A 13,414-nucleotide genomic window follows, 5' to 3' on the forward strand; every position below is an offset into this window, starting at 1 on the left:
TGTTGTTGTCGAACCCGTTGTTGAAGCCGTTGTTGTTGCCGTTGTTGTTGCCGTTGTTGAAACCGTTGTTGTTGCCGTTGTTGAAGCCGTTGTTGCCGTTGTTGCCGTTGTTGCCCCACCCGTTGTTGAAGCAGTTGTTGCGCGGCCCGCCACCGTTGTTGCCGAAGCCGCCGCCCCAGTTGTTGCCCGGCCCGATCACAATGGCTCCCGGCCCCACGCCGGGGACACCCGGCCCGACACCGCCGACGACACCCCCGACGCCGGGGACGCCCGGCCCGACCCCAGGGACGGCGGCACCGCCGGTAACGCCCCCGCTGCCCATCCCGTCCGCGACGGCCGCGGGGGCGGCGAGCCCGAGGACGGTGACCACTGAGGCCGCGGCCGCCAGGGCACGTGAGTTTCGCATGTCATCCTCCGCGGAAGACGCCCCGGGACCCGTCCCCGGTCGATCGGCGAGAAAGCGTCTCCCGATATGACCCTCAGATGCCGTGCACGCGGGCGCATTTCGGGAATGGTCCGTCCTGGTGAGAGGACACGCCGAAGGAAATCCCACAATCTGATATTGCCGCAGGTCACGGACCGTCAGAAATTTCCTGGTCGGGGCCGACTCGGATGGCGCACCGCGCGACACGGGGCCACCCGTTCGCCTGCACCCCGTCGCCGGTTCCGTCCCCGGGACTTAGTTTTGACGCATGCGCGAAATGACGCGGCGACGGCCGTGTCGAGAGGGGATGGCGAATGTCTTTGTACGGGCTGTCCGAGGTGGCGGAAGAGGAGGAGCGGCAGCGGAAGCGCGCACCGTGGGGCGTGATAGCGCTTGTCCTGCTGACCGGTCTCGCGCTCATCCGCAATGGTTCGGGCGAGTTCGACATCGGACCGCCGCAGCCCGCGGCCGCGGCGGCCACGGACAGCCGCAGCGCCCAGAGCACCTTCGCCGGGACCCCCGCCTCGATGCCGTACTCCGCGGTCGACCGGGTCAGGATCCCCGCGATCCAGGTCGACGCGCCCGTGACCCCGGTCGGACTGGACGCGAACGGCTGGGTCGACGCGCCGCCGCCGGAGGACCCGAACCTGGCCGGCTGGTTCACCGGCGCCGTCTCGCCCGGTGAGAAGGGCACGGCCGTGATCGTCGGTCATGTGGACAACACGAAGGGCCCCGCCGTGTTCTACGGTCTCGGGGCCCTGAAGAAGGGAAACCGCGTCGAGGTCCAGCGCAAGGACGCGAAGACGGCCGTCTTCGAGATCTACGGCGTCGAGGTCTTCGACAAGACCAACTTCCCCGGCGACCGCGTCTACGCCTCCAAGGGAACCCCCGAACTCCGGGTCATCACCTGCGGCGGCGGTTTCACCAAGCAGAACGGCTACGACGGGAACGTCGTCGTCTTCGCCCGCCTGGTCGAGGTCCGCTGAGCGTTCCCCGACCGGGCGGGCGCCGGCCCGTCACGCGTACTGCCGGCGAGGGACCGTGATGTGGTAGCCGGAGTCCAGCAGTTGCGGCAGGTAGTCGCGCAGCGCCCGCACGCTCTGGGAGCGGTCGCCCCCGGCGTCGTGCGAGAGGATCACGACGCCGGGGGCGGCTCCGCTCTCCACCCGGTCGACGATGGTGCCGGTGCCGGGCGTGGTCCAGTCGAGGGAGTCGACGGTCCAGGCCAGGGAGTCCATGCCGAGTTCGGCGCCGAGCTGGAAGGCGGCCCGGTTCCAGGCGCCGTAGGGGGCCCGGAACCACTTCGGGCGCTCGCCGTACGCGTCCTCGATGACATCGCAGGTGCGCTCCATCTCGGAGCGGATCCGGGAGCGGCTGAGCTGGGTCAGCAGGGGGTGGGTCCAGGTGTGGTTGCCGACGACGTGCCCCTCGTCCGCCATCCGCGCCAGCAGGTTCTTGTTCTCGGCGGCCATCTCCCCGCACACGAAGAACATGGCGCGGACGTCGTACTCGCGCAGGGTGCTCAGGATGCCGGGCGTGTAGCGCGGGTCGGGGCCGTCGTCGAAGGTCAGCACCATGGTGCGGCCGCGCCCTGACACCTTCAGCAGCGGTTCGTGCCGGACCAGGGTCCGGCCGGGCGAGGCGCGCGGGGGCCCGTATCCGGTCAGAGGCTCGAGGCGATAGGCGGAGGACTTCGACGGCAGGCGGCGTGCCGGGGCGCCCGCGGCCGAGATCGCGGCCCTGACCGGCTCGTCACCCGTGTCGAGCGCGAGCAGGCCGGCGGCCCCGGCAGCGCTCAGGGCGGCGGCGCTCGCGAGCAACGCCCGGCGCCGCGTGAGGAACTGATCACTCTTCATGACTCATGAGTCGCCCGTCGCGGGCCCGGCGCACCACAACGACACCGCAGCGGCGGCAGAATTCCACCCGCCCGGCCCAGCGATCGGGGTCAGCGGCGGCGCACGAGGGGGAACGGCAGCGTCTCGCGGATGGTTCGACCGGTGAGGAACATGACGAGCCGGTCGACGCCGATGCCGAGTCCGCCGGTGGGCGGCATCGCGTACTCCAGGGCGTCGAGGAAGTCCTCGTCCAGCTCCATCGCCTCGGGGTCTCCCCCGGCGGCGAGCAGGGACTGTTCGGTCAGGCGGCGGCGCTGCTCGACGGGATCGGTCAGTTCGGAGTAGGCGGTGCCGAGTTCGGTGCCGAAGGCGACGAGGTCCCAGCGTTCGGCGAGGCGCGGGTCGGTGCGGTGCTGCCGGGTGAGCGGGGACACGTCGGTCGGGAAGTCCTTGTAGAAGGTGGGCAGTCCGGTCCTCTCCTCGACCAGCCGTTCGTACATCTCCAGGACGACATCGCCCCGGCCGTCGTCGGCGGTGTAGGGCACGTGCGCGCGGTCGCACAGCCGGTGCAGGGCGGGCAGGTCCGTGTCGGCGTCGACCGTCTCCCCCAGCGCCTCGGAGATCGCGCCGTGGACGGTCTTGACGGGCCAGCTCCCGGAGATGTCGTACTCCGTGCCGTCCTTGTGGGCTACGGGACTGCCGAAGGCGGCGGTCGCGGCGCCCTGGATCAACTCACGGGCGAGGTCGAGCATCACGTCGTAGTCGGCGAAGGCCTGGTAGGCCTCCAGCATCGTGAACTCGGGGTTGTGCTTGTAGGAGACACCCTCGTTGCGGAAGGTGCGGCCCAGCTCGAAGACCTTCTCCAGGCCGCCGACGCACAGCCGTTTCAGATACAGCTCGGGGGCGATGCGCAGGTAGAGGTCGAGGTCGTAGGCGTTGATGTGGGTGGTGAAGGGGCGGGCGTTGGCGCCGCCGTGGATCTGCTGGAGCATCGGCGTCTCGACCTCGAGGTAGCCGCGGTCGAGAAGCCCCTGGCGCAGGGCCTGTACGGCGGTGGAGCGGGCGCGGACCATGTCGCGGGCGGCGGGGCTGGTCGCCAGGTCTAGGTAGCGCATCCGGACCTTGGCCTCGGGGTCGGTGAGGCCGCGGTGCTTGTCGGGCAGCGGGCGCAGGCACTTGCCGGTGAGCTGCCAGGAGGTGACGAAGACGGTGGGCTCGCCGCTGTCGCTGGCGCCCGCGCGGCCGGTGACGGTGATGAGGTCTCCGATGTCGGTGCCGGCGGTGAACCGGGCGAGGTCGGGGCCGCAGCCCGCGCGGGTGAAGGCGATCTGGCGGTCGCCCGACCAGTCGCGCAGCACGGCGAAGACGATGCCGCCGAAGTCACGCACCAGCAGGACGCGGCCGGCGACGGTGACTTCGCCGTCCTGGGGGACGCCCGCCAGCGTATGGGTGCGGGGCGGGACGCCGACCGGGTAGGGGTCGACGCCGGCGGCGCGCAGCCGGTCCAGCGTGCGGTGGCGGACGCGGGGGGGGGGCGGGGCGGGGGCGGCGGCGGCGCGCCCCCCCCCGCGCCCCCCCCCCCCCCCGCCGGCGGGCGGCCCCCGCCCCCCCCCCCGCGGGGCCCGGGTGGGGGGGCGGCCGGGGACCGGCGCGGGCGGGCCCGCGTCCGGGCCGGCTCCCCCGGCCTCGCCCCCTCCGTCGAGGCCGGGTGCCGGCAGCGACGGCAGCCCCTGGGTGATCGCGGGCTGCCGCGCGCCCTTGGGGTGCCCCTTTCCCCAGAGTGTGCGCAGCGAGGGTACGGAGACGAAGCCCTCGGCGATGCCGGAGGCGAGGCCGATGCGGGCCAGGGCGGCGGCGTCGCCGTAGCAGAGGAAGCGCGGGTACCACTCGGGGTGGTACTTGGCGTTGGCGCGGTAGAGGGCCTCCAGCTGCCACCAGCGGGAGAAGAACAGCAGCAGGCGGCGCCAGACGCGCAGCACGGGTCCGGCGCCGATGCGGGCGCCCTCCTCGAAGGCCGAGCGGAACACGGCGAAGTTGAGGGAGATGCGGCGCACGCCCAGTTTCGGGGCGGCGGCGCACAGTTCGGCGGCCATGAACTCCATCACGCCGTTCGGGGCGGTACGGTCACGGCGCATCAGGTCCAGGGAGACGCCGTCCCTGCCCCAGGGCACGAAGGAGAGCAGGGCGAGCAGTCGGCCGTCCTCGCTGAGCGCCTCCACGAGGAGGCAGTCGCCGTCGGCGGGGTCGCCTAGGCGGTCCAGGGCCATCGAGAAGCCGCGTTCGGTCTCGGTGTCGCGCCAGGTGTCGGCCTTGTCGACGATCTCCTCCATCTCCGCCTCGGTGAGGGTGCGGTGGCGGCGGATGCGGCAGGTGGCGCCGGAGCGGCGGACGCGGTGGACGGCCTGGCGGGTGACCCGCATCTCGCGGCCGCCGAGGTCGAAGGCGGCCGGGTGCACGATGGCCTCGTCGCCCAGTTGGAGGGCGCCGAGGCCGGCCCGCGCGTACGCTCTGGCGCCGTCCTCGGAGGCGCCCATCACGGCGGGTGCCCAGGCGTGGTGGCGGGCCACGTCGAGCCAGGCGGTGACGGCGTGCGGCCAGGCCTCCCGGTCCCCGACGGGGTCGCCGCTGGCGAGGCAGACGCCGGCTTCGACGCGGTAGGTGACGGCGGCCTTGCCGCTGGGCGAAAAGACAACGGCCTTGTCGCGGCGGGTGGCGAAGTAGCCGAGGGAGTCCTGCTCGCCGTAGCGCGCCAGCAGGGTGCGGATGCGCAGCTCCTCGTCGTCGTGCAGGGCGGCTTCCAGGCGCTGGGAGCGGAACAGCGTGGCGGCGGCGTTCAGCAGGGCGAGGGCTCCGAACAGGCCGAGCAAGAAGTACAGGGCGCGGGGCGGACGGCCGTCGAAGGAGCTGGCCGAGACCAGACCGCCGACGACCCGGGCGGCGGCCCAGGCCAGGTGCTGGCTCTGAGGGAGGGTGCCGGGGAAGAGCGACACCAGGCCCCAGCCGGCCAGGATCGCCACGACGAGTCCGGCGATCAGCACGGCGAGCGCCCGGCGTACGGCGCCGCGGCGGGAGGCGGCGTAGAACTCCCCGCGGGCCACGACGAGCAGGATCAGGGCCAGGCCGCACACCACGAGGGAGGGCAGTGACTCGGCGTAGAGGCCGACGGCCACGCCGATGGCGTCGGTCAGGACCAGCAGGCCGAGATAGACCACGACCAGCCACCAGGCGATCCGTTTGCGGGCGGCGGTCGCGCCCGCCAGCAGGAACAGGAAGACGGCGTAGGCGAGGTTGCCGCTGACGGGGACGGTGAGCAGTTCGAGGAAGCGGACGGCCGGGCGCAGCGGGGCGCGCAGCGGCGGGATCAGGGACAGCAGTGCGCACAGCAGGCCGAGGGCGCCGAAGAAGGCCGCGAAGGCCCCCGGCACCCTGCCGAGGATGCCACCGCCGGGCGGCCGTATCGGGCCCGGGGCGTCCTTGGCCACGGCGGGCTCCACGGTGGCACTCATGTTCCGACTGTAGGAAGACCACGGCCGGTCCGCCCGTCGAGCGGTCCCGCGCGGCGACCGGACCGGAAGGCTCCGATAGCCTCGGTGTGTGACGGAACAGCATGCTTCGCGGTTCGAGCGAGGCACGGACGGCCCCAAGGTCATCGTGGTCGGAGTGGACGGCTCCGACTCCTCGCTGCGGGCCGCGGCATATGCCGGTGGCCTGGCCCGGCGGCAGCGGGCGTTGCTCGCCGTGGTCTACGTACAGCCGGTGATGGCGGCGGGCGCGGCCCTGGGGGCGCCGGTGGCCGAGACCACCGACGAGATCGCCGAGGAACTGATCGAGCAGATCCGGGACGCCGCCGAGCGGGTCAAGGGGATATTCGAGGTGCGCTGGGAGTTCCACACGTTCCGCGGCGACCCCTTCGGCGGCCTGGTCAAGGCGGCGGACGAACTCAAGGCGGACGCGGTGGTGGTCGGCGCCTCCGAACAGGCCGGCCACCGCATCATCGGCTCCGTCGCCATCCGCCTGGTGAAGGCGGGCCGCTGGCCGGTGACGGTGGTGCCCTAGGTGTGCGGTCCGGGGGTCACTCGCCCATCACCAGGCCGTCCTTCGCCGCGCCGCGACTGAGGACCACCTCGCGGATCCGGTCGCGTACGCCCTCGACGTCGGCGCCCTGGGTGAGCGCCTGGTTGAGGTCGAGCAGGCGGCCGGCGTCGACGTCGAACAGTTGCGGGACGAACTCGGCCTTGGTCACCTCCCAGCGGTCGCCGGGCCTGGTGGGCGAGGTGAAGGTGAAGCGGCCGAGCGTGGACTGGTTGCCGCGCGGGTCCCGCACGCCCTGGTGGTCGAACATCTCGCCGGCGATCTGGTCGCCCATCCCGTAGATCACCCAGGTGCCGTTGACCTTCTCGTACGCCTGCGGGACATGCGCGTGGGTGCCGACGATGAGGTCGACGTCCGGACGGCCGTCGGTGCGCGAGGCGGTGAGCCGCTGGGCGAGGGTCTGCTGCCGCGCGTCCGGCTCGTCCTGCCACTCGGTGCCCCAGTGCACGGAGAGCACGACCACGTCGGCGCCCGCCTTCCGGGCGGCCCGGGCGTCGGCGAGCATGCGGTTCTCGTCGATCAGGTTGACGGCCCACGGCTGGTCGGCAGGCAGCGCATTGCCGTTGGTGTCGAACGTGTACGCGAGGTGGGCGACCGTCGCGGACCCGGTGCGCAGCATCGTGACGGTGCGCGCCTCCTCCTCGGTGCGGGCCGTCCCGGCGTGCGCCACCCCGAAGGCGTCGAGCGCGTCGAGGGTGCGCCGGATGCCGGGGGCGCCGTCGTCGAGGCTGTGGTTGGACGCGGTCGAGCAGGCGTCGTAGCCGGTGGCGGCGAGGCCCTCGGCCACTTCGGGCGGCGACTTGAAGTCGGGGTAGCCGGTGTAGTCGCCTTCGGTGCCGTACACCGTCTCCATATGACACAGCGCCAGATCCGCGCGGGAGACGACCGGTTCGATGCCGGCGAGCATCGGCCGGAAGTCGTAACCCTTACCGCCCGCGTCGAAGCGGGCCCGGTCGATGATCGAGGTGTGCGGGAGTACGTCGCCGGAGGCGACGAGGGTGAAACTGCGGGCCCCGGTCGGGGCGGGCCGGCCCACCCGGTCGGGCTGCCGCTCATGAGCCTGGCAGGCGGCTGCCGCGGCGAGAAGGGCCGTCAGGGCCAGGGCCACCTGTCGTCTGCGTGCGATCATCACTCACCCCGTCGCAATCGTATTTACGCATAAATAGGTATGAGTTTGGCGGCCGTCGCAAACAACCCCGGGGCTCCCATTACCCCATTGGGTCGCAGAGGTGACGCGGGCGGACCGTTCGTCGAACCGTTCGTCGACGCGATCGACCGTCCGTCGCAGATCCATGTGCGTGCCCTGTCCCCGGACGGCACCCTGCGCTCCCATACGGCCATGACGGCCGCAACCCTCCTCACGAAGTCGACGACCGCCGAACACGAGCTCGTCGCGCTGCAGCGCGAGCACGGCCGACCGCTCTTCGCGCTGCTGCTGAGGCTCTGCGACGGCGACCGGCAGCGCGCCGAGGATCTCGTGCAGGAGACGCTGGTGCGCGCCTGGCAGCATCCCGAGGCGCTGCGCGCCGACGGCTTCGACTCCGTACGGCCCTGGCTGCTGACCGTGGGACGGCGGCTCGCGATCGACGCCCGGCGGGCCCGTCAGGCGCGCCCGGCGGAGGTCGGGGACGCGGTCCTGGAGCACGCTCCGGTGTGCGCCGACCACGCCGAGCGGTCGGCGGCCACCCTCGACGTGCGCGAGGCTGTGAAGACACTCACTCCGGAGCACCGCGAAGTCCTGGTGCTGGTGTACTTCCAGGGGGCGAGTGTGGCGGAGGCCGCGGCGGCCCTGGGGATCCCGCCCGGTACGGTGAAGTCCCGCGCATACTACGCGTTGCGGGCCCTGCGCCGGGTTCTTCCGGGATACGCGGCCGACCTGCGCTGAAACCAATGAGAAAGTCAAACCTCCGTAAAGCGCCTTGCTGAGGGCCCCTGTTGAGTAATCGGCTGTCCTCATCCGTGTTCCGGACCGGGGGCCCGGGGTCGGTCGACGCGCACGCACCGGAGGAAGGCAGGAAGGGATGCTGCACAGAGGTCAACAGAACACGGACGGCACCGACGGCGGTGAACTGGTCGTCCCCATGGCGTGGTTGTACGCCGAGTACATCGCCGACGAGCTGCTGCGGACCGGCGATCTGATGCCGCCGGCGTCCTTCGAGTTCCGGGCCGGGCGGGATGCCCTGGCCCTCACCATCTTCCTGTCCGACACCGACGGTGAGCTCTCCGGCATCCGGGTCGTCACCCAGCTGGAGACGTGGCTCTCGCTGACCGCGTACGACCAGCCGTGGCAGGACTGGGTGCACGACCGGATGGCCGAGCTTCTCGCCGGAGCGACCGGGTCGGCGGGGCCGGCGCCGGACCTGGAACTGGCGGCGGCGGCCTGGCGCTGGCTCCAGGAGACGGAGCTGCTCGCACCCGATCTGAACGCGGTGCCGGGCGGCGGAGCGCCGGTCGGCGAGGACGACGGACCGAAGGTGTGGACGCCCGCGTGGCAGCTCGGGCTGCCCCTGGGACATCTCGCCATCCATCTTTTCTAGAATCCGACCAATCCGCGGGTCGGACCGCTACGAACTCGTTAGTTGCGATTCTGTGCGGGGCTTGAGTGATTCGGCTGTCGGGTGCGTACCGGTGGGAGCAAGCAGTAACCCCACCAACACCCAACGGCACGAGGATTCTGCATGAGGTCCCTGGAAAGGCATCGCGACGTCGGCGCGTACGCGCTCGGCCTCCTGGACGAGGTGGAGGCCTTCCGCTTCGAGGACCACCTCATGGAGTGCCCTCAGTGCTCCGCGCGGGTCACCGAATTCGGCCCCACGACACGGCAGTTGCAGCTCTACCGGCGGGCGACGCCGCGCACCGTCCACCCCATGGCCGGTCCCGGCCCCCAGCTGCTGGACCGGCTCCTCGGCGAGGTCGCGACCCGGCACCGGGCCCAGCGCCGACGACTGGTCTTCGCCCTGGCCGCCTCCGTGGCGGTGGCGCTGGCCGGGTCCGCGCTCTCGATGACGGCGGGCGGTGGCGGCGCCGACGGGGCCGACGCCGTACGGGTCTCGGCCACCGACGAGCGGTCGGGGGTCTGGGCCCAGGTCACCACCCACGACGAGAACTACGGCAGCGACGTGGAGCTCCAGGTCAAGGACGGGGCGGGCCCCCGCTCCTGCCGCCTGGTCGCCGTCGGCCGCGACGGCTCGGAACAGACGCTGGCCGGCTGGATGGTGCCGAAGCACGACGCCCGCCCGCTCACGATGCACGGCGGCTCCACCCTCCACCACGACCAGGTGGCCCGCTACGAGGTCCGCACGGACGAGGGGGAACATCTGGTCACCCTCACCCCGAAGTAGGCACCGCGCGCGGAAACCACCACGTCACTTCAGCAGCCGTGACAGCCTGCGGTCCGCCAGCGGCTTGCCGCCCGTCTGGCAGGTGGGGCAGTACTGGAGCGAGGAGTCGCTGAAGGAGACCTCGCGGATGGTGTCGCCGCACACCGGGCAGGGCTCGCCGGTACGGCCGTGGACGCGCAGGCCGGTCTTCTTCTCGGCCTTCAGCCGGCCGGCGGCCAGGCCACGGGAGCGCTCGACGGCCTCCGCCAGCGTGCCGCGCAGGGCCTCGTACAGGCCGCGGACCTCCTCGGGGGTCAGGGAGGCCGCCAGCTTGAACGGGGACATCCGCGCCGCGTGCAGGATCTCGTCGCTGTAGGCGTTGCCCACCCCCGCGATCAGGCTCTGGTCGCGCAGGGCGCCCTTGATCTGCCGTCGCTCCCCGGCGAGCAGCGCCGCCAGCCGGGCCTCGTCGAAGTCGTCGGCGAGCGGGTCCGGGCCGAGCCGGGCCACCCCCGGGACTTCCTGCGGATCCCGTACGACGTGGACCGCGAGGCGCTTCTGGGTGCCCGCCTCGGTCAGGTCGAAGCCCGCGCCGGTCTCCAGCGCCACGCGCAGGGCGAGCGGCCCCTTGCCGGGGCGGGGCAGGCCGTCCGGGAGGGGATCCTTCCAGTGCAGCCAGCCCGCGCGGGCCAGATGGGTCACGAGACGGAGCCCGCCGTCCGTCCCGATGTCGAGGAACTTGCCGTACCGGCGCACGGCGGTGACCTCGTGCCCCTCGAGGGCGCTGAGAGGAGGGTCGTACGTCTTCAGCACGCTGATCGCGACGGGCAGCACCCGGACCAGCTCGTGGCCGACCAGGTTCTCGGTGAGAAAGTCCTTGAGCGCTTCCACCTCGGGGAGTTCCGGCATACGTCCAGAGTGCCATCGCGGGCCGCGGCGGTCAGGTCCGCTCCGGCACCGCGAACTCGCACCACACGCACTTCCCGCCGCCCCTCGCCTCCACGCCCCACACGTCGGCGAGCAGTTCCACCAGGAGCAGGCCCCGGCCGGAGACCCGGGACTCCCCGGCCTCGCGGCGGCGCGGCAGGGCGCTGGAGGAGTCCTCGACCTCGACGCGCATCCGGCGCCCTGAGCCGATCAGGACCCGCAGGGTGACGATCGCCGCGCCCTCGGTGTGCATGAGCGCGTTGGTGATCAGTTCGTCGGCTGCCAGTTCGACCTCGTCGGCGCGCTCGCGGGCGCCCCAGGCGCGGACCGCGGCGCGGATCATGTGCCGGGCGTGGGTGAGCGCCTCGGGGTCGCCGGGGGCCACGTGCTGCTGGAGACGCCCGCCGGTCTGCCGGGCGTCCACGCCGCGGCGGCGCAGCAGGAGCAGCGCCACGTCGTCGTCCCCGCCGCGTTCGTCGGCCACCTCGATGAGCCGGTCGGCGAGGGCGCGTACGTCCTCGGGGCCGCCCGCGACGAGCCCGGTCAGCATCTTCATGCCGTCGTCGAGATCGGCGCCGGGCTGTTCGACCAGGCCGTCGGTGCACAGCAGCAGGGTGTGGCCGGGGTCCAGTTCGAGGGTGCAGACGGGGTAGTCCAGGGTGCCGAACTCCGCGGACAGGCCGAGCGGCAGCCCGCCCGGTACGACGACGCGGCGGCAGGCGCCGTCGGGCGCCCGCAGCAGCGGGTCGATGTGGCCCGCCCGGACCACCTGGACCACGCCGGTGGACAGGTCGGCCTCCGCGTACAGGCAGGTGGCGAAGCGGTCGGTGTCCAGTTCGTGCAGGAAGACGGAGGCGCGGGCCATCACGGTGGCCGGGGTGTGGCCCTCGGCCGCGTAGGCGCGCAGCACGATGCGCAGCTGGCCCATCACCGCGGCCGCGTGCGTGTCGTGGCCCTGGACGTCGCCGATGACGGCGCCCACCCGGCCACCGGGCAACGGGATCAGGTCGTACCAGTCGCCGCCGATGTCCCGGCCGTGGGAGCCGCCGATGGTGGCGGCCCGGTACCGGACGGCGACGTCGGCGCCCGGCACGCTCGGGATGGTGCGCGGCAGCATGGCCTGTTGCAGGCCTTGGGCGATGTCCTTCTCCTGCTCGTAGAACATGGCCCGTTGCAGGCTCTGCGCGATGCTGCTGCCGAGGGCGACGAGGATGTTGCGTTCCTCGGGGGTGAAACCGCGGCGGTCGCCGTAGAGCAGGCCCATGGCGCCGATCGGACGGGCCTGGACGATGAGCGGGAGATAGGCGGCCGCGGTGATCTTCAGGTCGGTGATGTTCGGCCACAGGATCGGATAGCCGGCGGCGAACTCCTCGGCGGACTCGATGAACCGGGGGGTCAGAGTGCGCACGACCTCGCTCATCGGGTACGGCTCGTCGATGCCCGTCACCAGGGTGCCGGGCACGAAGCTGCCCTCGGGGCCCTCGGCGACCAGGCGGATGCGGCCGGCCTCGACCAGGCCCATCACCAGGCTGGTCGCGCCGAGGTGGGTGAGACCGCGGGTGTCCTTGAGCACGTCGATGACGTCCCGCACGGTACGGGCGTGCGCGAGGGCGGCCGTGGTGAGCTGCACGACGTTGGTCTGCTCCCGGCGGGCGTCGTCCAGGGCGGCCTCGTCGCGGCGCTCCGCGAGGTCCTCGAGCTCTTGTCTGGCATCCCGGACGATGCCGACGATCCGGCGCGGGCGGCCCGTCTCGTCCCGGCGGATGTAGCCCTGGGTGTGGGTCCAGCGCAGGGTGCCGTCGCGGCAGCGGAGGCGGAAGTAGGCGCCGTAGTTCTCGCTGCCGTCCTTGATGGCCTGGGCGAGCAGGGTGTCCAGACGCATGCCCTCGGCCGCCGGGACCCGCATGGAGAGGGTCTGCGGGTGACCGTCGTACTCGTCGGGGCGTACGTCGAAGATCTCGTGGGCGAGGGCGTCCATGTGGAACAGTCCGGCGTCCAGGTCCCAGTCGAAGCTGCCCATGCGGTTGAGCGCCAGGATGGGATCCGGGTGGGCGGGCCAGTCGTCCGGGAGTGGCTGGGCGCTCCCTCCCCGATCAGCCATGGGGCCACCTTGCCAGGATTTGTCCGATTCTTCGACCGGTGAGCGCACGGTCGGTCGTGGTCCGTCCGGGTCCGCGCCGCGATCCGTCGTAGCCCGTCACTTTCTGTCGTGGCCGTCGTGCCCGTCGTGGCCCGTCGTGGCCCGTCGTGGCCCGTCGCGGCCCGTCGCGGTCAGTCGGCGAAGAAGGCGATCGGGCTGTCGAAGATGCTCGCGGCGGCACCGGAGCCGTCGAGCTCCGCGGCCCCCGTGACCTCACCGCTGCGAGCGGTCCCCGTGACCTCACCGCCCTCGACGGCCACAGGGGCGGCCGCACCGCTCTCGTCCGGGCCGCCGGGTATGAGCCCGCCGCCGACGGGCAGGTCCGGTAGCTCCGGCACCATCAGGGGACCGATCACGCCGGAGAGCGACTCGGCGCGCGACCCGGACCCGTCCGGCGCGCCTGCGTTCTTGACGGCGGTGGTGTCCGCGGTGGTGTCGGCCGTGATCGGCCGGGGTGCCGTGGTCCACGTCGGCCACCGCCCCCCGCCCTCGCCGCCGCCGGCGACGAGTAGCGCCCCGGAGAGCGCGCAGACCGTGAGAAGGGATCTGATGTACGTCTGCACCACGTTCTCCCGGATCATCTCGGCAACCCGCACCATCTCTGGTGATTCAGGACTATTGTCTGCTTCGCTCACACGGGTTACGCAACCGGAGGAACGAAGCACGCGGAGTGACG

Annotated in this window: 11 protein-coding genes; 5 read left to right on the forward strand and 6 right to left on the reverse strand. The window is 72.2% G+C overall.

What is annotated here, in order from left to right; all coding sequences use genetic code 11:
• Positions 1-738 precede the first annotated feature (738 nt).
• Positions 739-1,410, forward strand: a complete 672-nt coding sequence (locus ACFV0T_RS04350; protein ID WP_385774271.1) for a class F sortase — start codon at positions 739-741, stop codon at positions 1,408-1,410.
• A 30-nt stretch (positions 1,411-1,440) separates the two neighbouring features.
• Here ACFV0T_RS04350 and ACFV0T_RS04355 read toward each other — a convergent pair whose 3' ends face one another.
• Together ACFV0T_RS04355 and lysX are read right to left on the reverse strand one after the other, a co-directional pair.
• Positions 1,441-2,280 (reverse strand): polysaccharide deacetylase family protein, encoded by an 840-nt coding sequence (locus ACFV0T_RS04355; protein WP_385774272.1) that lies wholly within the window; start codon positions 2,278-2,280, stop codon positions 1,441-1,443.
• A gap of 89 nt (positions 2,281-2,369) precedes the next feature.
• Positions 2,370-5,765 carry a bifunctional lysylphosphatidylglycerol synthetase/lysine--tRNA ligase LysX gene (lysX, locus tag ACFV0T_RS04360; protein WP_385774274.1) on the reverse strand — a complete coding sequence of 1,132 codons (3,396 nt, stop codon included), beginning with the start codon at positions 5,763-5,765 and terminating at the stop codon, positions 2,370-2,372.
• A gap of 88 nt (positions 5,766-5,853) precedes the next feature.
• Between lysX and ACFV0T_RS04365 the strand changes: the two genes are divergently transcribed.
• Positions 5,854-6,315, forward strand: a complete 462-nt coding sequence (locus ACFV0T_RS04365) for a universal stress protein (protein WP_385774276.1) — start codon at positions 5,854-5,856, stop codon at positions 6,313-6,315.
• Between the two features lie 16 nt (positions 6,316-6,331).
• Here ACFV0T_RS04365 and ACFV0T_RS04370 read toward each other — a convergent pair whose 3' ends face one another.
• The gene (locus ACFV0T_RS04370; protein WP_385774277.1) at positions 6,332-7,480 is read right to left on the reverse strand and encodes a CapA family protein; all 1,149 of its coding nucleotides are present in this window, start codon (positions 7,478-7,480) and stop codon (positions 6,332-6,334) included.
• A gap of 210 nt (positions 7,481-7,690) precedes the next feature.
• Here ACFV0T_RS04370 and ACFV0T_RS04375 point away from each other — a divergent pair, with 210 nt between their 5' ends.
• From ACFV0T_RS04375 to ACFV0T_RS04385, 3 genes are all read left to right on the forward strand, one after another.
• A complete protein-coding gene (locus tag ACFV0T_RS04375; protein WP_385774531.1) occupies positions 7,691-8,236 on the forward strand; it encodes a sigma-70 family RNA polymerase sigma factor in 546 nt (181 codons plus the stop codon).
• Between the two features lie 136 nt (positions 8,237-8,372).
• A complete protein-coding gene (locus ACFV0T_RS04380) occupies positions 8,373-8,888 on the forward strand; it encodes a hypothetical protein (RefSeq protein WP_385774279.1) in 516 nt (171 codons plus the stop codon).
• A gap of 141 nt (positions 8,889-9,029) precedes the next feature.
• On the forward strand, positions 9,030-9,692 hold the full coding sequence (locus ACFV0T_RS04385; protein ID WP_385774281.1) for a zf-HC2 domain-containing protein: 663 nt from the start codon (positions 9,030-9,032) through the stop codon (positions 9,690-9,692).
• A gap of 24 nt (positions 9,693-9,716) precedes the next feature.
• Here ACFV0T_RS04385 and ACFV0T_RS04390 read toward each other — a convergent pair whose 3' ends face one another.
• The 3 genes from ACFV0T_RS04390 to ACFV0T_RS04400 all read right to left on the reverse strand — a co-directional run bounded on the left by ACFV0T_RS04390 (position 9,717) and on the right by ACFV0T_RS04400 (position 13,337).
• Positions 9,717-10,580, reverse strand: coding sequence for an Fpg/Nei family DNA glycosylase (locus ACFV0T_RS04390; RefSeq protein WP_385774283.1), 864 nt, complete (start codon positions 10,578-10,580; stop codon positions 9,717-9,719).
• Positions 10,581-10,611: 31 nt separating this feature from the next.
• On the reverse strand, positions 10,612-12,699 hold the full coding sequence (locus ACFV0T_RS04395) for a SpoIIE family protein phosphatase (protein ID WP_385774285.1): 2,088 nt from the start codon (positions 12,697-12,699) through the stop codon (positions 10,612-10,614).
• Between the two features lie 170 nt (positions 12,700-12,869).
• Positions 12,870-13,337: a hypothetical protein gene (locus ACFV0T_RS04400; RefSeq protein WP_385774287.1), complete on the reverse strand. Its 468-nt coding sequence runs from the start codon at positions 13,335-13,337 to the stop codon at positions 12,870-12,872.
• Between the last annotated feature and the right edge of the window lie 77 nt (positions 13,338-13,414).

This window comes from Streptomyces sp. NPDC059582 (genome assembly GCF_042735715.1).
In the GTDB taxonomy this organism is placed as follows: Bacteria; Actinomycetota; Actinomycetes; order Streptomycetales; family Streptomycetaceae; genus Streptomyces.